The organism is Streptomyces sp. NPDC005866, assembly GCF_040629895.1.
Lineage (GTDB): Bacteria > Actinomycetota > Actinomycetes > Streptomycetales > Streptomycetaceae > Streptomyces.
Map to the genome: position 1 here is coordinate 93582 of NZ_JBEXWP010000012.1, position 17016 is coordinate 110597.

A 17016-nucleotide genomic window follows, 5' to 3' on the forward strand; every position below is an offset into this window, starting at 1 on the left:
ATGGGCTTTCCAGGATGCAACGGGACTGCTGCGGTTCACGATTCCTCGCACGGGGACCGTGCGGTCCCGTGCGTCCCACCCGTAGGATCTTTGCTCGTGCGGACGGCCGAGCCATGGCCGCGGATCCGTGCGAAGAGTGCCACGGGGGAAGGCCCTGCGGCCACACCAACGGGAGGGAGCCGTCATGGCCGGCAAAGACACGGACCTTACTTATGCCGAGATGGAGAAGGTCGCAGGCGACCTGATCAAGGACATGCACGACCTGGAAGACAAGATCAAGAACGTCGAGAAGCGCGTCTCCGCCCTGGTGGAGAACGGCTTCACCACCCAGAAGGCCTCGGGAGCGTACGACGACTCCATGAAGGACTTCACGAAGGGCGCGACGAAGACGATCCAGGGTCTGCACGGTCTCTCCGACTTCCTGAAGAAGGCCAAGGAAGCGTACGAGCAGCTGGACGACTCGCTGGCGAAGCAGGCCAAGGGTTAGTAAGTCCGAGGTCTTCGAACGACCGGGTGCGACTGAGCGCGTCAAGTGCTCGGTGGCACCCGGCTGTCAGGCTTCGGTGGCTCGGGTCTCGCCCGGCTTCGGATGGCGCATCAGGTAGGTGTGCAGCTCGCTGCGCCACTCCTCGGTCGTCAGAGTGAGCCACGAGCCGTCCTTGAAGCGCAGGAGCAGCCGGTCGTTCTCGAACTCGGGGAGGGGGTCCACAAGGACGGCGTCCCCGGCGGGAATCTCGTCGACGACCTGCATGAGTGCATCCCGGCGGATGGACACGCGCTTGGGCGGAGCGGCCAGCACGATGTGGTTCCCGGCAAGGGCGACCAGGCGTTGGTGGTGGGAGGAATGGCTGTACCACTGCAGGAGGAGGCGACCGGCGGCCCCGTTCCAGTCGCCGTCGAACGTCTTGTCGAGACCGAGTTCGACGATGGCCTCGTCTCGCCGCTTCTCGTCGAGTTTCGCGGCGCGGTGACGCTCCTGTTCCCCTGTGGTGGACAGCATGCGCCTGAGGGCCTCCTCCCCCGCGCCCAGGAGACTCAGCAACTTGCCGATGAACAGCAGGGGCGTTCCCACAGCGACGCCGAGCATGCCGAGCGGCCTCACGGAGGAAGGACGCAAGGGCTCGGACCCGGCTGCCCGGTGTACTTCGGCGGGCGGCTCGGGGATCTTGCCGATCGTGCACCAGGCCGCTGCGTCGGGTGTGACGCCGAGTCGGTCCCGTACGGTGCGGTCGGTGCTCGTGGACAAACCCGTCCCACCTTCCAAGTCGTTTGCCGAAGGAAGTCTCGCGGCAGTGTCTCCTGAAGGACGCTTTCGGCGAGGGACTGACGGACCGGTCGAGACTAGTTGGGGGACGGTCGTCGCGAGGTCGGCCGCGCCGGGACAGGTCTGCACCGCACGTCGGATTCAGATCGGATTTCGAACAGGTACAGCCGCCGACCCGCGCCGCGCCTCGGGTGCGAGCCGCGAGATACGAGTGGATGGGCCGGCCTTATACGAACACGCTCGGCATCGCTGTCTCCTTGTGTTTGTGAGGATGCTGTAGGCGACAGGAAATAGGGCTTCCGGCTCCCGGAGCCCCTCCCTAGCCTCCGGTACTCATGACAACAGAACACGCGCAGCAGTCTCAGGGCCACAACGGACACAGCCGCAGACGCTTCCTGACGGCGACCGGGGGAGCGGTCGCCGGAGTCGTCGGAGGGGGAGCGGTCGGCGCCTTAGGGGCTGCCGGCAGCGCGGCCGCGGCCTCCTCCGGCAAGCGCGTCGCCGTCCTCGGCGGCGGAGTCTCCGGCCTCAGCGCCGCTCACGAACTCGCCGAACGCGGCTACCAGGTCACGGTCTACGAGTACTACGACGCCCTCGGCGGCAAGGCCCGCTCAATGGACGTCCCCGGCACCGGAACGGGCGGCCGCAAGCCGCTTCCCGGCGAGCACGGCTTCCGCTTCTTCCCCGGCTTCTACCGGAACCTGCCGGACACCATGCGCCGCATCCCCTTCCCCGGCAACGCCAACGGCGTCCACGGCAACCTCCGTAACGGCACGGAGGAGTTGTTCGCGCGCGACTCGGGCCGCCCGGACCTGCACTTCCCGCTCCGCCGGGCCACCACCCCGCCCGCCCCCGGCGACCTCACCCCGTCCTGGATCCGCGACCAGGTCCTGTCGGTTCTCGACCTCGGCACTCACCTGCCCGCCGCCGAGGCCGCCTACTTCGCCGACCGCCTCCTGGTCCACCTCACCAGTTGCGACGCCCGCCGCGAGGGCCATTGGGAGAAGGTCGCATGGTGGGACTTCATCCGCGCCGGCGAGATGAGCCGCGAGTACCAGGTGCTGCTCGGCATCGGCCAGACTCGCAACCTCGTCGCCACCCGTGCCGAGATCGCCTCCACCCGCACCGTCGGCCGCATCATCATCGAGGCCCTCATCCTGTGGGGCCTGCTCGGCCGCGGCATGGACGGCGACGCGGACGTCGACCGGGTGCTGAACGCCCCGACCAGCGAGGCGTGGATCGACCCCTGGGAGACGCATCTGCGCTCCCTGGGCATCGAGTTCGTGCTCGGCACCGAGGTCCAGGAGGTGTTGTACGACGGCGGCCGGGTGACCGGCGTACGGGTGGCGGCGCGCGACGGCAGCAGGCAGCGCACCGTCACCGCCGACCACTACGTCTCGGCCCTCCCGGTCGAGCACGCGCGCGTGACCTGGGGCCCGGCCCTGCGCGCCGCCGACCCGCAGCTCGGGCGATGCGACGCGCTGAAGACGGACTGGATGACCGGCGTGATGTTCTACCTGCGCACGCCCACCCCCGTCGTGCACGGCCACATCAACTGCCTCGACTCACCGTGGGCGGTCACCGGAATCGGCCAGACGCAGTTCTGGGACGTACGGGACTTTTCGCGCGACTACGGAGACGGGCAGGCCCACGAATGCCTGTCCACGATCATCTCCGAGTGGGACAAGCCCGGCATCCTGTACGGCAAGACGGCCCGTGAGTGCACCAAGGATGAGATCGTCGCCGAACTGTGGGCCCAGCTGAAGGACGGTCTGAACGACTCAGGCAAGACGACGCTCAGGGACGAGGACCGGCTCGGCTGGTTCATGGACCCGGCGGTGACCGGCCTCGGCGGCCCCGACCCCCAGAACCGCGAACAGCTCCTCATCCACCCCACCGGCACCCTCTACAACCGCCCATCGGCCAGGACAGCGGTGCCGAACTTCTTCCTCGCGGGCGACTACGTCCGCACGGATGTGGACCTGGCGACCATGGAGGGCGCCAACGAGTCCGCGCGACGCGCCGTCAACGCACTCCTGGATGCGGACAATTCGGGCGCCCAGCGGTGTCACATCTGGGAGTTGTTCCGGCCGCCGGAGATGGAGCCCCTGAAGCGGGTCGACGAGGTGCGCTATCGGCTGGGGCTGCCCAACACCTTCGACCTGGGGTAGCACCTGGAACCGAGTTGCGACGGAAGGGCGTCTGCCGGTCAGGAGCTTGAGCTTGCCGCGGTGCCTGGTCACCCCGCCCTGCGCGTCGAGCTTGTAGGCGCGCAGGGTGAGGCGGGAGCGGCGGCGGGTGGAGTCGAGGGCCGTACTCGTCCTCGTAGTGGCGTTCAAGTGGCTGGTGGTGTTGGTGTGACCGCGAGTTCGCCGAGGTGAATTGCCAAAGGGCAAGCGGTCGGTGATTTCTGTACTTCGTTGTGGAGGTTTGCGTTCGGTCGGGCGTGCGGGGCGAGGGGTGAACCCCGTGCCCCGTTCCGCCTCTACGGGCCGCGGGATGGTCCGGACGGACACCATGGCCACTTGTAACGTGTGTGCTGCAATGGATCGGTCGGCAGGCGTCGTACGCGTGACGGGCAGTACGCTCCGACGGTCGCATTGCAAAGGCGACTTGCGCTACGGCAGCACATTCTGGGTTATTGGGGGAAAACCAGACATGCCTAAGGGTGATCTCGTCCTGAGCCTCGCCGGGCTCGACGACTTGGCAGGGCAACTGCGGTCGATCAAGCAGCGCATGGACGACACCGGCCAGGTCGACCGGAAGCTGGGCAACGGCGAGCTGGGCTCAAGTGCGGCTTTCGACGCGATGGAAGACTTCATGCACGGCTGGAAGGACGGCCGTAAGGAGATCGACGTCGGCCTTGAGAACGTGGCGAAGATGGCGCAGGAGATCGTCGACAAGATGACCAAGCTCGACACCGATCTTCGGAACGCCGTCCGAAAGCACGAGAAGGAGGGCAAGGGTGGAAACTGAGGCCCCCGACGCCGCTGAGCCCACCGCCGAGGACCCCTTCGCAGGAGCCGCCCCCGGGGACGTCATCGGAATCAACATCCAGGTCCCCAGCACGTGGTACGAGTTCGACGTCCACCCGGCCACAGTGAACCGCTCGATCCGCGAGGTCGTGGCGGAGCGCGTCAAGCAGCGGCCGGAACTGGCCCAGCATCAGGCCGAGCTGATCAGGACCCTGAAGAAGGTGGCGCGCGAGGCCCGGAAGGCCAATGTCGTCTACTCCGGCTCGATGTGCGAGATCGTCGATGACGAGCCGATGGTGGCCAGCCTCACGGTCAGCGTGAGCACGGCGGTGAACGAGACCACCGGCGAGACCGCCGTCACCGGACTCGACACGCTCATGGGCGTCCTGACGCCGATCGCCCCCGGCCGTCGGCCCACGGATCCATGGCGCCGAGTGCGCCTGGTCGAGCTACCGGACGCCGGCCAGGCCGCGCGTACCGAAGGCATCGAGGACATCGAGATCCCCGACGACAACCGCAGCTACCGCGCGGTGATGATGCAGACCCTCGTCCCCTTCCCTGGCGGCAACCCGAAGGTCGCCGTCATCAGCGCCAGCACACCCCAACTGGCCCTCGCAGAGCCCATGCTGGAGCTCTTCGACCTCATCACCAGCACCTTCCGCTTCGTCCACCGCGCCGACCTCGACACGGAGAGCTGAGCTCAATGGTCCGCCCCACCGACTGGCACAACCTCGACCTGCACGACGACCCGACGCCCGGCGACCCGCACGAGGTCAAACTCCAGGGCCAGCGGTACAAGACCTTCGTCGAAGACGTCGCCACGGTGCTCAGGGGCATACGCTCCGCCTCGAAGGACTCCGTCCTCAAGGAATCGGCCGGCAAGGCCACGGACGCGTTCAAGGACCAGATCGGCAAGCTGCCCGGACAGTTGCAGAAGCTGCACGACTCGTACGACATTGTCTCGGGCGCTTTGCTGACCTACGCCGGGACGCTGGAGCACGTCCAGACGACGGCGGACCACGCACTCGCCAAGGCCCGGACCCTGCGCGGAGACCTCTCCCGGGCGCAGTCCCGGCTGGCCGGTGCCACCACCGCGGCGAACAGCGCCAAGTCAGCGCAGGACAAGCTCAACAACCCCACCGGTGGTGCACCCGCACCCGACCCGGAGAAGGTCCGCAAGGCTACCCGCGACGCCCAGCACGCCAACCAGCACCAGACGGCGATGCAGAGCCAGGTCAACAACCTGCAGTCCCAACTGGCCGAGCTGAGGACGAAGGCGGAGAACGCGGGCAAGGACCAGGACAAGGCAGCCACGAAACTCGTCCACGACATCCACAGCGCCTCCGACGCGGGGATCCACAACAAGAAGTGGTACGAGAAGGTCGGGGACTGGGTGGCGGACCACTGGGACGGCTTTGTCACGTTCTGCAAGGTTTTCGTTGCAGTCGCCGGTATTTTGTTGCTCTTTTTCACCGGCCCCATATTTGCTCTGATCGTCTTAGCTGCCGCCCTGGTCGTACTGGCAGATACGATCGCGAAGTTCGCACAAGGCAAGGCCGGCTGGGGAGATCTTCTCTTCGCGGTACTGGACTGTATCCCGGTAGTGGGCAAGCTGGCCATGTTGGCCAAAGCCGGCAGGCTTGTGAAGGGGATCAGCTTTGCCATCAAAGTCAGGAAAGCGGAAGTCGCCTGTAGCCGCCTGATCAAGCTGTGGCACATGGGCGAGGATCTCAAGGGTTTCCGGAAGGTCGCCTTCACCTTTGCCAAGGGAGAATTCAAGAACACGCTCAAGGACGCCCTGAACGGCGGCTGGGGCGATGTAAAGAAGAATGCTCTGGGTAACGCCGTCAGTAACGCCATCGGTGTGGGCACCGGCTCGCTGGTGAGCAAGGGCTTCAACAAGGTCGGACAGGTCATGTACAAGAACAGCGTGATGAACATGACGCGTCGGCAGTATCAGGCGCTAGGTATGACCTTGGCTGGGAAAACCCCGACGGGCAAGGCCGTCGTGGGAGCCACTCAGGGATTCCTCACAAGTGTCACCAAGGCCACGGTCAACACCGCGTTCTTCGGTGCCAAGTTTGATACCAGCGGAGTATTGATGGACACCGTCGGTGGCTATGGTGACAGCGGCGTCGGTTACAAGCCCGGTATCCTGTCTGCCAGGGCGGCTTTCAGTAGTTGATTCGCTCCCTCGACGCGTTGAACCGCGTCATGGATTCCTTCACCTGGACGCGGAAGTCGATGTATCTGATGGTTCCGTCATCGGCGATTTCGGTGTGTCCAGTAGGTTCCGTGATGCGGCCGAGGAGGTTTCCGGTCAGCTGCTGCGCCGCCGTCCAGAGGGCGGTGGCTGTGGACTGCGCCGATGATTCGTCGACCAGCGTCCAGCGATGACTGATCGTCATACGGCCGTCCTTGAGCTTGAACTTCAGCGGCAGTCCGATGACGTCGGTGCACTTGAACGTGCCCCGCCCGCTCTGCAGCAGTGCGCCCACACCGTCGAGCGAGTCGACCAGTGCCGGGAAGAGGATGATCCCTATGCCGCCATCCGGTTTCTTCGGGTTTCGCGAAGTGGCCTTTCCGGAACTCCCCATGACGTCCAGATGCCCCTGAAACATACCGTCGAGGACGTCCTCTTGACGGTCGAGTGGGGTGTACAGGAACTCAGGCACTGGAACGTCCCTCTCGTCTCTTTGGGCTGTCTTAACCGCGAATTGTCAGTGGGTGATCCCAGCCGCCTGCGCCTGCTGCCAAGAAACTTCATCCACTCCATTCGGGCGTCCGCTGGTGAGCGGTGGGTGCTTGGGACGCACGGCGACAAATGCATGTTGGCCTCGCGGTGTGATCACTACGCCGAAGCGTGGGTCACCGGCGAGAGCGAACCCCTGGGCTCGGGCATCCGTCATCGAGGCCCGCCAGCGCTTACCAAGCCCGTATCGCAGAGCGACGACACTGACCTTCTTGCTCGAGGCATCCGGATCGGGAAGTTGAAAGTGCGCCACGTCTCCGGGAAGAACGCTCTGGAGCGGCGGGTGGTCTTGCCACGCGTAGACCGTCAGGATGCCCTTCATCTGCTTGACGTGTGACCGTCGGCGCTCCGACAGGCCGATTCCGACAGCTGACACAAGGACCAGTGGAACCATGACGTACACGGGGAGTGATCCCCCCACCATCGACTCCCACAAGAGTGTGGCCAGTACCCAGAAGCCGGGCAGGGAGAGGCTCCAGAAAGTCAGTGCGGCCGTGGACCGCCGTCGCGCACGCTGCCACGCGCGCAAGGTGTCCGGATCATCAAAGGCGGTACGACGTGTTTCGTCACCCATGCAGTGAACCCTCCCCACAGCTGGTTAATTGGTCCCGTCCGTCGCGGGCTTGACGGAATCGGCAAGCTTTTCGTGCGACAGGCCGACGGTATCAGGACGGTGGCGTTCCGCCAGCGGGGCGAACGGGATATGAGACTGGTGTGACTCTTTCTATGCCTCGCCCAAGGGCGATTGGAAGCTGGTGAGTTCCGCGATGTTGCGAAGGATCGCCCGGTATTGGACACGTCGCTCCGTCGCGGTCGTGCTCAGTGTGAGGACGGCCATGCGCTTGTGGTCTGGGTGGGGAAGGTAGGCGTGGATCTGGAGCAGTGGGGTCGACGGGAGACCGGACTCAGGGGACAACGGGGTGTGCACGGTCTCACTCATGGACGCCGGTCCGCTTGGCAGGTCCAGGTACTCGACGTGAGAATGCTGCCCTGCCGTCGCCACCGCTCGCGCCGCACTCACCGACCGCGGGGCCCAGGCGATGTCCCGCCACGTCACGGTGAAGAGGGAGTGCAGAGTTTCGCCGCCGCCCGCGACGTCGTCGCGGTGGATGCCCAAGGCGCAGTGGACAGTGCCCACCTCCCGCAGGGCGCGAAGAAGCTGTTGTCCAGATGCCAACTGGGCGAAGAACTACTGCTGGTGACGCCGTCCGGGAGGGTCTCCACCAAGGTGGCCACCGCCTGACGCAGCCGGTCCGCCTCGGTGGAGCCGGGGCCGGCGAGGAGGGCGTCGATGGGCAGCTCTCTGAAACCGCCGGGTACGGCGAACCAGATACCGGCGTTCGGGTCGCTGGCCGAATCGTCGATGATGACCTTGGGTGCTGTGTCCATGCTTCTCGAAGTTTTCGTCGGTATCGGGAATTCAAGGACGGGCAGGCACGATCCCGGCGCGACGACCGCGTTCGATGTCCTCGGCGGCGGCCCCCCAGTCGGCGACGCCACGAAGTCCCCAGTCCGCCCCGGTCTGCTGATGAAGGAAACGGAAACGGCGCGGCGTCGACCCGTCGGACGCGGGCGCGGCCAGCACCCCGATGAAACGGGGGTCGCCGGCGAGCCACACCTCGCCGATCTGGGCCTTGAGCTCCGCTCCCACACGCGGCGACATACGGCGGCTCCACCAGCCGACTCCCCAGTGCCGACCGAACACCATGGGTAGCGCTTCCCCCGGCCGGGCCGGGTTCGGGAACTCGAACCAGCCGAACTGCATGAACGCGTAGTGGGCCTTCTTGGCCTCCACCAGGAACCGGGCGTGATCACGCTGGGTGTGCAGGGCGTCTGCGGTCACGGTGATACCGGTCAGGTCGAACGGTTCCAACAGGGCGGCGAAGCAGGTGATTTCGTTTGTCTTGTCCGGCACGCGCAGCTGGGTGACGGTCTGCCCGCCGCCGGTCATCGCGGCAAGCAGATGGGCGGCTGCGGTAGTGCCATGGCGCGAGCCGCGGGCGCTCTTGCCGTCCACAGCCACCGTCTCGCTCCCGTCCGGCTCGCATCCCAGCGGGTCGGCGAGGCCGCCGGGGCAGGTGTGAAGAATGACCCGGCGATTCGTCGCTCCACTTGGTGCCACCCGCACACCGAGCACGGTGGCGGTGCGGGCCCCGAGCCGGGTCAGGACGTCCTGCGGCGCGTTCTTGGCCCACTGCCCGATGGCCGCGAAGGACTGCGCTCCGGCGGTCACTGCCGAGCAGGCCACCAGCAGCACCGCCACGAACGGGTGACGCTTCCCGCGCCGCGAGCGCGGATCAGCCAGCGTCTGCAGCTGCAGCGCCAGCGCACCGATCGACCGATGCTGACGGGTGGGCGACTTGGTCAGGCAGACGGTGGCAGACTGGCCGCACATCGAAGCTCCTTTGAGCGAAGGCGACTTGGGAAGGTCACCTCCACAACGGAGCTTCGTTGCGTTGCGTCGCGCACCCAGCACACATCGTCACACCGCCGTGACCTGCACGCTTCCAAGATCACTCAGACTCTGAAATCACCCTGATCACTCAAGGCTTTGCGTAGGCCCTTCAATGAGCTGCTTGATTTATTCAGGAGTTTCATGAAATAGGCGAGTTCGCCGCCGTCCACGACCAGCCGGTCAGCCATGCACCGATTCCCCTCCGCATACAGAGCCAGCGGCAGTCGGCCGCCCAGCGCTCTTCGCGTTCACGGCAGGAAGGCACCCGACGGGGGAGGGGCGCCGTCGGGCGCAGGAGTCCGCCCGGTCCTTTCGGATCTGCAGTCCGGGCCACGGTGTCCTTCGCTGGAACGCGTGTGCGGCAGCGTTCAGCGGCGCTTCAAGAGTCGACTCCCCCGAGAGTCAGAAGTTCGTCAAGAGATTCCTACGCTGGCTCCAAGGACTCCGGTTCGCCAACGCGAACTTCCCTACGAATGTGGCCATTGGGGAGTCTATGGGGTGCTTCGAAGACCTGGTCGGGGCCGTGGGCGCGGAGGGTCGGCCTCCCCTCCTTGGCCCTGGCGTGCCCCGGCCCGTTCAAACTGGCGTCGATTACCTCACGGTGATCCCGCCACCGGCCACCCCGTTTCGGTGTCCGGTCCGGGAGTAACGGCTCGATCCGCGCCCACAGCCCGTCAGTCAACGGCACACCCGGACCAACGATCAGATGATCCGAACGAAACGCCCTAGCGGCTTGCCCGCTCCCCGAGTTGACGAACTCCGTGTACAGGAACCACTGGAAGGGCTGAGCCCCCACGAAAGCGAACTGCTTGCCCAGTGTCACAGTCGCGGACAGCCGTGGAAGACGGCGGCATCCGGGTGTCAGGTGGCTCCGTCAGACGTATGCCTCGCCGGGCCGGTCGCTGTCGGACATTTCCTCGGCCGCATCCGGGAACGAGACGGTCTGGAGGACAGCCGTCATCATGTTGCAGAACTCGTCCCAGTAGTCGATTGCGGCGGTGTCCAGAGTGAAGACAGCCGTGTAGGACCCCTTCGGAAACGGTATGTGGACCTGGATCTGGCCGGTGTGGAGCGTGGTCTGCTCACCGCTCGCCGTAACCTCGGGATTGAGGGTGAGTTCCCGCACCGTGATGCTGACGACGGACGGGCCGCAGGGCAGGTCGAGCCACCGCGCGTCGTTCGTCGCCTCGGAGGTGAGGACCGCCAGAATGCCCTGCGCGGCGATGTCCGGGTCGGGGTGATCGGTGAGGTACGCCGCGACGCTCAAGGAGCAGTGCGCCACCCCACCGGAGTCCAGGGAGAAGAGACCGAACGCCGAGTAGGCGAGCCCCGCGGTTGCCATGGCTTCCGCGACCAGTTCGTAGAAGGGCGCCGTCGACTGCCACAGGACGTCGTCGCCGCCGGGATAGACGCCGCGTACGAACTCTGCGGTCGCTGACGCTCGCTCGTCGTCGGGGATGCCCACAGGTAGGGCGTGGAAACCGTCCGGGACGACGAACGACATCGGCGGGATGTTCTCTTCGGCCGCAGTCGCGGTCAGCTGGATCGGTTCCGTCATGGGAGGCGGTCCTTCGTGATGTCGTCCGTACCGTCCAGGAACAGATAGCGAGTGACGGTTTTGACGGTGCCGTTGGAGATGGGCACGCGCAGTTCGACCATCACAGTGCCGTCCGAAAAGCGTTCCAGAGACGGTGGCTCCGTGACGGGAAGCACCTTGCCGATCGACCGTGAGACGTACAGGGGAGGGGATGCCACAAGCGCTGTGAGGCGCTCGCGCTGCTGCGGCGTGAGGTCGCCCTCCGCCACCGGCTGCCGGTCGTTCTGGAAGCGTCCCACGAGCTTGAGCGGCTCCTCGACCTTCCAACGCGTCCAGGATCCGTCCGTGAAACGGACTCTGACGTCCGACCCTCCTTCCGAGTACGGCATTCGCTCGATGTGGGCGACCGCATCGCGGGCAGTCGCCCACAGTTCCTCGGCGGGCTCAGGCTCGGCGGATGTGTCCCCTCCCAGGATGAGGAGGCGCTGGTCGGTGAGTACCAGCTCCGTCCGGTACTTCTTGGGCTGACGGGTGGGGTCGAGCTGCCAGGGGAGGGTTCGTGCCGCGCCGGCAGGAGCCGCCCACATCACGGGAAAGTCATCCACCTCGTTCTCCGGTTCCCGCGGCTTCCCGACGTCGACCGGCTCACCGAACAGAGTGCCACTGGCCGCGCCCGCGTTCGCGACCATGTTGAGGAGGCGCGGAATACCGAGCAGTGCGATGTCCAAGGCCCGCACTCCGACTCGGTCGGGCTTACTTCGCAGGGTGAAACCGGGACCTGGCGGCCAGCCGAGCTCGGCTTCGATGTCGCGCCTCTCTGTGTCTCGAAAAGAGCGCAGTCCCGCGACAGGGGGTGCGATGCCGGTCGCAAAGGCCACCTCGACCCGCATGCGCGGAGTCTCCCCAGGAGCCGGATACCAGTCCACAGCCTTGTGTCCTCTCAGTGTGCCTTGGCGGATTCGTGGAAACGGTCCCCCAGGTCACCGATGTGCGACGGAATCGAGAACGCCTTCGGTGCGATCTTGATCGCCGAGTCGATGCCTCGTCCCAGCACGCTCATGGAGTCGATCTTTTTCAGGCCAGGGATGCCACGGGTTCCGAGCCACTGCCCGTTACGGATGTTTTTCTCGGCGACAAGACTCATCCGGTTCATGATGCCCTCGGCCTTGATGACTCCTCCGGACTTGCTGCCCCACAGACCGACCGTCTTGCCGAATACCTTGAAACTCTTGGCGCCGGCGACCCTGTTGCCCACACCGATGATGTTCCGGCCGCTGGTCCCCGCCCCCTCGAAGCCACGGCCGAGTTTGGCCGCGCGGGCCACCGCGGTGGCCTCGTCGGCGACCTTGACGCCCTTGCTGAAAGCCCCGATGCCCGGGATCGCCCCCAGCGCGTCGAGCCCGATGCTCGTCCAGCCGACGTCCGCGCCCGCTGCTTTCGCCACGAGGTGGGTGACAAGTGCCAGTCCGCTGCTGACCACCGCAGCGACGGCAAAGATGGCACCGAGCGGTTCGAACGGCGCGGTGATGATCGCCAGTACCGTCAGGATGCCGCTCAGGTCACCCAGCAGGTCACCGACCAACTTGATCAGGTCAGCGTGTTCCTTGATCCAGTCACCGGTGGCGTCCCACGCGTTGGCGATCCCGTGTCCCAGCTTGTCCCAGAAGCCGGGTTCGTCAGGAGCGATGTCTCCTGCCTTGTCCAGCTCCTTGCTGATCTGGCGGGCGGCCGCTCGGTAGTCCTCCTCCAACTCGTGGACCTTCTGGATGACTCCGTCCACCGCGCCGGAGGCCTTAGCGAGTTCGTCGCTGCCTTTGCCGGCCGCTTTCCCCTCGGCTGTCGCCTTGGCGTCGAGCTTTTCCCCGGCGCTCTTCTCCAGCCGGTCCGCACGGTCCTGGAAGTCCTGGAGATCGCTGGCCCAGCGGTGGAGTGCGCGCGAGGCTTTGTCGAAGGAGTCGTGGCTCTTGCGGACGAGCGGGGTGACGTCCTTGCCGATGTACTCGGTGAACGCGAGCGCGGTCTTGCCCTTCCAGGCCCCGCACTCTATGCGCTCCAGCTCGTACAGCGCCGTACCCAGCTCGCCTGCCAGCTTGCCGAGTTGCTTTGCGAGATCCCGGGTGTCCTCCACGCTGCCGGGCGTGGGGTCCCAGCCTATGTGGGGGAAGGCCGGTCGCTGCCCAGCCACGTCACTTGCCCTTCTGCTTCGGAGCCTTGAGGGACTCGGCCAAGTCCAGGTCGAGCTTGCCGAAGCTTTCCGCGATCTTGTTGATCATCTTCACGGCACCCTGGGTGTGCTTGCCGAGCTGCTTGATGCCGTATTCCCAGTCGTCGGCGAAGTCCTGGACGTTTTCGACGAGTTGCTTTTCGCCGACCGCTGAAGCATCCGCGCTGCGGAGCGTGCGGCGGGTCGTCTCCATGCGGTCGCTGATGGACGAGAAGGTCTTCTTCAGGTCCTGGAAGATCGTGTCTTCGAGGCGCAGGTCACTCATGTCGGATTCCACTCGTCGGGCGGGGTGGTCTGGCTGGTCCCCGTGCCTTCGCCGCCCGACCGGGGGTCACCCGCGTAGGCCGGGAAGCCGATCCCCGACGCAGCCACCAGAACTGGCGCCGCGGCCACCGGGATGACCGCCCGGAGAGCGTAGGCCCTCAGCCCTGGACGCACGTAGCGTCCCCCTTCTTCCAGTTCTGCTGCGTGACCTGCCAGTCGCCGGCCGAATCCCGCGCGGCCTGGAGCGTGTACAGGACGAAGTCTTTGTCGCTCGGCTCGGTGCGCCGCACCTTGTTGGTCTTGATCTCCTTGCCGAAGGCCTGGCTCTGGTCCTCGCAGTAGTGAGCCGCCGCGGTCTTGCCGTTCGTGACGTCCGTGACCTCGAACTTGTAGTACCGGTAGTCACCGGTGAGCGTGAGCCCGTCCTTCTTGAGGGTCTCGACCCGCTGGGACCAGTAGGTCAGCGCGGAGCCCGCGAAATAACGGTCCAGGTTGGCCGCCTGGCTGTCGCCCTTGGTGAACGCCTCGACGTTGGCCTGGGCCGAATAGGCCACGTCCCGAAGGATCGCGTCCTTCGTCGCGTCTCCTGTCGACTCCCCGTCGACGGTCACCTTGATGTCCGACGGGAAGTCGAAACTCGGCGCGTTCTTCTCAGCCGGTACCGACGCCGAGGGCGCCGGAGATCCTGACTCTCCGGCGCCTGCCCCCGTGATCTTGTCGCTGCCCTTGGAGCCGTCGTCGTCCCCGCTCCCGCACGCCGTCAGTAGCAGTGCGGCGGTCGCCGCCAGCGCGGCGGCCACGGGCAAAGTGCGGCGCTTCACTGTGGACTCCCCCGTGAGTCAGAAGTGTGTCAAGAACCCAACGCTATCTGGGGGATTCCCGGTTCGCCAATGCCCACTTCCTAGCCAAATTGGATAATATGTAGTGAATTGGACACTGAAGAATGATCCGTTTCCCGATTGTGCCCAAGCGCCGCCGGGGGCACCGAGACGGCTCCGCGGATGCGCAGCCAGGCTCTTCATCGATCAGCGTCTCTCCAGTCACGACAGCCTTCCCCAAGTCCTTCATGATTCGGCGCCGTTTAAGGTCATTTCCGGTTGCGGCCACGGGGGTGGGCCCGCATATGATTCGCGGCAAGCCGACCGACGATCGTGTGGGAGACGACGACCTCGACGAATGGGAATTCATCGGTCGCCGGGGCGCAGAGCCCGTGCGGCTGGTCCCTGGGGAGGTGATCGCCGCCGCCCCTGCCGTCAAGGCGCTGGCAGAGCAAGTCGGGCAGAGAACTCCGCTTCGACTTCCTCCACGACCGGGCGGCCCTTCCCATGCTGCGGATTCGGCATGAGGACAAGACCGCGACGTTCGATGCGGGGTTCAAGATAGGCGCACCTCTGGCGATCACCGGTTTCGGTGCGGCGGTGTACTGGGGCGGCGTGGTCCAGTACTGGGAGTCGAGTACGGCCCGAGTTGCCTATACGGTCGTGGCCGCCGCCGTCGTACTGATCCTGCTCTTTATTTATGTACGCACCGCCGTGTCCCACTGGGCAAACCCTGCGCGCCAGAATCTCCGGGCCCGGGCCCGGAGCTATCGTGAGTTGGCGCATCTTGCGCGCAAGGGGGGGGGCGGACATTCCCTCCCACTATCCGCACTATGGGCCGTATCCGTTCGCGGCCACCTTCCACCCCGAAGCCGACGAAGCGGAAACGGAAAGCGTTGATGGAGAAGGCCTGTCGTGAGTGGCGTGAATGTGGAAGAGAATGTTCACAGTTCGGTCGGCGGGCGGGCGGCGGCGACCATGCACTGATGTCGGGTGGTTCACGCCGGAGGCCGCCTTCGAGGCGCAACTTGAGTGCGCGGTCACGGTCGCCGCGCGCTACGACTCATGCCGCGTGTCGTGACTTGATGCCTCCGGCGAACGCATCGGTGTGACGACAGCTGTCTTCCTGCCGTCCAACACGTCCTGCATGTCCGATGGCAGGGTGTCCGTGGGGCGTCTCGCTCCTGACGCGCTGGGTGAGGCGGACGCGGACGCGGACCTGTCGCCGGAAGCCGCCCGCCCCGGCTTCCTTGTCGTCGGCGTTTGAACTGCTGTCGTCCCGGCCCCGCATGCCATCAGTGGGCAGCGCTGGGGTCGCGGCGAGCGCGACGGGCAAGGCCGGCGCTTCGCAGTGGACTCCCCGTGAGACAAGTGTTGTCGAGAATGCGAAATACGATCTGTGGGCCGTTCGGTTCGCGGGCGCGGTATGTCCGTTCCGGCGCCGGTTGAGGAGGCCTTCGGGGTGGCATCGGGAGACACTGCAAACCCTTGTAACGTGTGTGCTGCAATGGATCGGTCGGTGGCCCAAACGCTATCTGTAGGCTTCCGAGTTCGCCAACGCGAACTCCCATACCATCTCAAGCCCGGAGACCGGCTGCCCTTCCCCGGGCTTCGCGAGACTTGGCCCCGGGCCTGGCCATGTCCAGACAGGCTGTCCCCGCTCAGCTCCGCAGACCGCTTCCGGTAGTGTGCTTCTGCCGTTGTGACACGGTCACTTACTCGTTGTTCAGTGCACAGTGGATGAGTCGCACAGCGGCGGGTACGGCCGCTGTGGCGTACCTCAGTCCTTTGGTCTCCCTTTGCACAGCCGACCGGTCCACCGGCGCTTCCTTCGCCTGCCGAATGCCACATCTGCCCCGAGGGCGCCGTGATCGAGGTGGGGGCTCAGGGGCGGGCGCGCAGCAGCGCGTATGCGAAGGCCAGGCGTCGGTCCAGCCACGCCGCCCGGACCAGGAAGCGGCGGTCGGCGTCGGATGTCAGGACCAACTCGCCACCGGCCCTCCATTCGAGTGTGCGCGACTTGGCGGGCTGGTCGCCGCCTTCGGCCCCCATGTCGGCCATGGCCTGCAGGGCGCCCAGCAGAAACCTGCCAGTACCCTTCTGGACCATTTCGGTGAGCCCGCCCTTGACCCACTCGGCACTGCTCACGATCTCGGGATGACCGGGCTGTTCGATGCGCCACGTCGGCTTGAGGGCGTGCTTGAGCGGCGGGATACGGCGAACGGTGCCGACGACCTGGCCCTGCCGGTCACGGACTCGGTAAGGGCGGGCGCCGTCCGCCCCCTCCAGATCATCCACCGAGCACAGGAGGCTCTCGGTCTCCGTGTCCTCGTACAGACACAAATCGTTGGTCGCTGCCTGCGGGGGAAGGAACGCGCAAGGAGCGTTGACCCGCTGCGCACCTCCACCGCGCGGAACCCTGACAGCGCGGATGCCGAGCACGGGACGCCCCCGATGGGGTGTGACGGGACGTTCCACATCAGTGATGCTGAACTCCCAGGCGTCTGCCCAGGGCACGACGGGGACGGGCGGCTCGTCGACGCTCTTGCTCTTGCCGAACACCATCTATCTCCAGGATCCCTGGGGTGGGCCACTGTTCATACCAGCGCGCTGGGCAACTCTAGCCTCGGCTCCAGACGGGCCGGCTTTTCCCGAATCCCCTTCCGCCGGGTGCTGCAGCGCGGAGGGTGCGAGGAGCGCCGGTAAAGCCATCGGCGGACTGTCTGG

At 65.9% G+C, this 17016-nt stretch carries 17 protein-coding genes and 1 pseudogene; 5 read left to right on the top strand and 13 right to left on the bottom strand.

All coding sequences use genetic code 11. From position 1 onward, the window contains the following. Window positions 1-184: 184 nt before the first annotated feature. Window positions 185-487, top strand: a complete 303-nt coding sequence (locus tag ABZ396_RS19510; RefSeq protein ID WP_358918953.1) for a WXG100 family type VII secretion target — start codon at window positions 185-187, stop codon at window positions 485-487. A 66-nt stretch (window positions 488-553) separates the two neighbouring features. On the opposite strand, the gene ABZ396_RS19515 is transcribed toward ABZ396_RS19510, so the two are convergent. Then, window positions 554-1246, bottom strand: a complete 693-nt coding sequence (locus ABZ396_RS19515) for a hypothetical protein (protein ID WP_358918955.1) — start codon at window positions 1244-1246, stop codon at window positions 554-556. A gap of 353 nt (window positions 1247-1599) precedes the next feature. On the opposite strand from ABZ396_RS19515, the gene ABZ396_RS19520 reads away from it, so the two are divergent. From ABZ396_RS19520 to ABZ396_RS19535, 4 genes are all read left to right on the top strand, one after another. Next, entirely contained in the window at window positions 1600-3435 is a 1836-nt protein-coding gene (locus ABZ396_RS19520; RefSeq protein WP_358918957.1) for an FAD-dependent oxidoreductase, read from the top strand. Window positions 3436-3922: 487 nt separating this feature from the next. Further along, window positions 3923-4240 (top strand): hypothetical protein, encoded by a 318-nt coding sequence (locus ABZ396_RS19525; RefSeq protein ID WP_358918959.1) that lies wholly within the window; start codon window positions 3923-3925, stop codon window positions 4238-4240. Continuing rightward, a complete protein-coding gene (locus ABZ396_RS19530; protein WP_358918960.1) occupies window positions 4230-4937 on the top strand; it encodes a hypothetical protein in 708 nt (235 codons plus the stop codon). The genes ABZ396_RS19525 and ABZ396_RS19530 overlap by 11 nt, the downstream gene beginning before the upstream one ends. Before the next feature lie 5 nt (window positions 4938-4942). Beyond that, window positions 4943-6424, top strand: a complete 1482-nt coding sequence (locus ABZ396_RS19535; RefSeq protein ID WP_358918961.1) for a hypothetical protein — start codon at window positions 4943-4945, stop codon at window positions 6422-6424. On the opposite strand, the gene ABZ396_RS19540 is transcribed toward ABZ396_RS19535, so the two are convergent. The 12 genes and pseudogenes from ABZ396_RS19540 to ABZ396_RS19595 form a co-directional block, all read right to left on the bottom strand. Next, window positions 6414-6914, bottom strand: a complete 501-nt coding sequence (locus ABZ396_RS19540; RefSeq protein WP_358918963.1) for a hypothetical protein — start codon at window positions 6912-6914, stop codon at window positions 6414-6416. The genes ABZ396_RS19535 and ABZ396_RS19540 overlap by 11 nt on opposite strands. 45 nt (window positions 6915-6959) lie before the next feature. Then, the gene (locus ABZ396_RS19545) at window positions 6960-7565 is read right to left on the bottom strand and encodes a hypothetical protein (RefSeq protein WP_358918965.1); all 606 of its coding nucleotides are present in this window, start codon (window positions 7563-7565) and stop codon (window positions 6960-6962) included. Between the two features lie 479 nt (window positions 7566-8044). Next, complete coding sequence (locus ABZ396_RS19550; RefSeq protein ID WP_358918966.1) at window positions 8045-8380, bottom strand: hypothetical protein; 336 nt, start codon at window positions 8378-8380, stop codon at window positions 8045-8047. 31 nt (window positions 8381-8411) lie between these two features. Then, entirely contained in the window at window positions 8412-9386 is a 975-nt protein-coding gene (locus ABZ396_RS19555; protein WP_358918968.1) for a transposase family protein, read from the bottom strand. A gap of 122 nt (window positions 9387-9508) precedes the next feature. Then, the gene (locus ABZ396_RS19560; RefSeq protein ID WP_358918970.1) at window positions 9509-9634 is read right to left on the bottom strand and encodes a hypothetical protein; all 126 of its coding nucleotides are present in this window, start codon (window positions 9632-9634) and stop codon (window positions 9509-9511) included. Between the two features lie 398 nt (window positions 9635-10032). Continuing rightward, a pseudogene (locus ABZ396_RS19565) lies at window positions 10033-10149 on the bottom strand (IS5/IS1182 family transposase); the annotation flags it as partial. A gap of 171 nt (window positions 10150-10320) precedes the next feature. Beyond that, window positions 10321-11004 (bottom strand): hypothetical protein, encoded by a 684-nt coding sequence (locus ABZ396_RS19570; protein ID WP_358918972.1) that lies wholly within the window; start codon window positions 11002-11004, stop codon window positions 10321-10323. Then, entirely contained in the window at window positions 11001-11873 is an 873-nt protein-coding gene (locus ABZ396_RS19575; RefSeq protein ID WP_358918974.1) for a hypothetical protein, read from the bottom strand. Before ABZ396_RS19575 ends, ABZ396_RS19570 begins: the two co-directional genes overlap by 4 nt. Before the next feature lie 50 nt (window positions 11874-11923). After that, complete coding sequence (locus ABZ396_RS19580) at window positions 11924-13168, bottom strand: enoyl-CoA hydratase/isomerase family protein (protein ID WP_358918976.1); 1245 nt, start codon at window positions 13166-13168, stop codon at window positions 11924-11926. 1 nt (window position 13169) lies between these two features. Continuing rightward, window positions 13170-13472: a hypothetical protein gene (locus ABZ396_RS19585; protein ID WP_358918977.1), complete on the bottom strand. Its 303-nt coding sequence runs from the start codon at window positions 13470-13472 to the stop codon at window positions 13170-13172. Window positions 13473-13629: 157 nt separating this feature from the next. Then, window positions 13630-14292, bottom strand: coding sequence for a hypothetical protein (locus ABZ396_RS19590; protein ID WP_358918978.1), 663 nt, complete (start codon window positions 14290-14292; stop codon window positions 13630-13632). 1881 nt (window positions 14293-16173) lie between these two features. Then, complete coding sequence (locus ABZ396_RS19595) at window positions 16174-16854, bottom strand: hypothetical protein (protein ID WP_358918980.1); 681 nt, start codon at window positions 16852-16854, stop codon at window positions 16174-16176. Window positions 16855-17016: the final 162 nt, after the last annotated feature.